At 34.0% G+C, this 2,085-nt stretch carries 2 protein-coding genes and 1 pseudogene; 1 reads left to right on the top strand and 2 read right to left on the bottom strand.

The features are described 5' to 3' along the window. Positions 1–106: 106 nt before the first annotated feature. Together KGF65_RS16530 and KGF65_RS16525 are read right to left on the bottom strand one after the other, a co-directional pair. A complete protein-coding gene (locus tag KGF65_RS16530) occupies positions 107–802 on the bottom strand; it encodes a pentapeptide repeat-containing protein (RefSeq protein ID WP_216749049.1) in 696 nt (231 codons plus the stop codon). A gap of 239 nt (positions 803–1,041) precedes the next feature. Then, positions 1,042–1,630 (bottom strand): annotated as a pseudogene (locus tag KGF65_RS16525) (site-specific integrase). Between the two features lie 94 nt (positions 1,631–1,724). On the opposite strand from KGF65_RS16525, the gene KGF65_RS16520 reads away from it, so the two are divergent. After that, a complete protein-coding gene (locus KGF65_RS16520; RefSeq protein WP_152706165.1) occupies positions 1,725–1,985 on the top strand; it encodes a type II toxin-antitoxin system Phd/YefM family antitoxin in 261 nt (86 codons plus the stop codon). The last annotated feature ends 100 nt before the right edge of the window (positions 1,986–2,085 follow it).

The following is a 2,085-nucleotide window of genomic DNA, read 5'->3' as shown; positions in this document are numbered from 1 at the left end:
TTGCTTAAATATCAATTTAATTGTGAGTTTAAAACTGATTTCAAGCTGGAAACTGTAAAACTTTTCTTCATCAACTCACAGACAATCCCCATACCCATGTTTTTATTCAGGGTTTAATTACATCAGAACAGTAACGATTTATTTTTTGATTGTGAGCTAAGTTTATAAATTTAAATAAGTAACTTAGATCTTTGACTTCAATACGTTTACAGCGCATCAGATTAACGCCATCAGCAATTTCAGCGGTTGAATATTCTTGTCTAAGCCGTATTATATTTTCTTTGGTTAGAAATATTTTTAAGCCCTTCGGACTTAAATCTCTTAAAAATTTAACTTCTTCAACATCTATTTCATTAGGTAAGTTTTTACACTTGATCTTTTGAGGCCTGTTTCCAACAAAGAAAGTATGATTGAACTTTGCATATAAAAAGCTGGATTTTGAGAATTTGCAATGTTTAAATAGACAATTTTGAAAAAGTGCTCCTTTAAATTTACAACCTCTAAAATTACAGTTGATAAAAGTAACTGCAAAAAATTTAGCATTATTAAACTGGCAATATCTACAAGTAACCTTGTTAAACTGAGTTCCCCAAAATAAACTTTTAGAAAAATTTGCTCCGTAAGAAATACTATAGGAGAAGTTCTTGTAACTATAATTATGTGCAATCTTTTTTGTCTTATTGGGGGTATTCTTTGAAGCTCGATAAGAGAACAAGACATTTCTAGGATATTTTTGTCTTCTTTTCATCTTAAAGCCATAAGGTAATGACTTTGTACTTTTAAAGTTCTTTCTTTTTTTCATAAATTTATTTTCTCACTGATTGTACGCCAATAGAAGGCGCGGGTACATGACCGACAAATTTCAGAGCAATAAACAAAACAAAATTACATATCGTTAAGTAATCACTTATCTTGTTAATCATAAGCACCAACTCCTTTACACTACAAAACAACCCTCATTTGGTCCGTAGACAATTTGTAGCTCTTGACGCAAGGCAAAACAATTATAACATTATTTTTAATGATTTAGAACGCACTATTCTATCCAAAATCGATTTGATCGAGCATGTTTTCTTGGCTGGCTTGATCCAAGCCTAAGTAAGCTAGTGTCATCGCTTCGCTAGAATGATTAAGTAAATGCATGACTAAGCCAATATTATAATTTGATTGCGTATAGACGCGATAAGCGCCCGTTTTGCGCATCGTATGGGTACCTAGATAATTAAATTCCTAACAGATCTCCAACCTTACTCATAATTTTGTAGAACTGTTTTTCCGTGATATGTCGCTCTGGGTGCTGAATCGAGGGAAACAACCATTCCGAAGCCAGATGATTTTCTTGTAACCACGCTTGATAGGCTAATAAATCCGTTTGAACTGGTTTTAAGTAGAGCAAATTGGTTTTGCCCGTTTTTTTATCGTGGATAAACGCATTCTGACGCACGGTACTATTTTCATTGAAGACATCTGCCCAGCGGAGTCTCATAACATCGCTCACACGTAACAAGGTCGCTTTGCCCACTTGAAAGATGGTGTAGTTGCGTTGACCAGCATTAAAATTATGAAGCAAGGTATCTTGCACTTCTTTAAGGACATTGGAATCTTTGATGGGTAGGACGATTTGTTGCATAAGTCATAATCTCCTTTGACGATATAATAGTCTATAATTGACGTACGTTATCATGTACGTTTATAATGTTAGATAAGTTGAGGAGGGGAATCATATGGAAAAAATTATTAATCCAACTACAGCACGAACAAATCTATTTTCACTTATCAAAAATGCTAATCGGGACTCCCAACCGGTTATTATTGCAGGGTCTAATGATAGCCGTAGTGCCGTCTTGATGGGAAAAAAAGATTATGACGCATTACAGGAAACCATGAACTTAATGATGAATGGGCAGATTCAAGCCACCCTTAGCCGTAAAGATGATGAATCGGTTGATTTAGATGAAATGATCAAAGAAATTGATCATGAGTAATCGTTGGAAAGTAAAAATAAAAGCATCAGCTAAAGGTGATTTAAAAAAAGTTTTAAGAAGCCCATTACGTCAGTCATTTGAAGAAATACAAAATGTATTA

Origin of the sequence: Lactiplantibacillus sp. 30.2.29 (assembly GCF_018991255.1) — a bacterium.
GTDB lineage: Bacteria > Bacillota > Bacilli > Lactobacillales > Lactobacillaceae > Lactiplantibacillus > Lactiplantibacillus pentosus.
Note: the sequence above shows the minus strand (reverse complement) of the source record. Positions and strands in the feature narration are given on the sequence as shown.

Bases quoted from the DNA above. Each gene is read 5' to 3' on its own strand.
- KGF65_RS16530 (WP_216749049.1), bottom strand. From the start codon at position 802: ATGAAAAAAAGAAAGAACTTTAAAAGTACAAAGTCATTACCTTATGGC.
- KGF65_RS16520 (WP_152706165.1), top strand. From the start codon at position 1,725: ATGGAAAAAATTATTAATCCAACTACAGCACGAACAAATCTATTTTCA.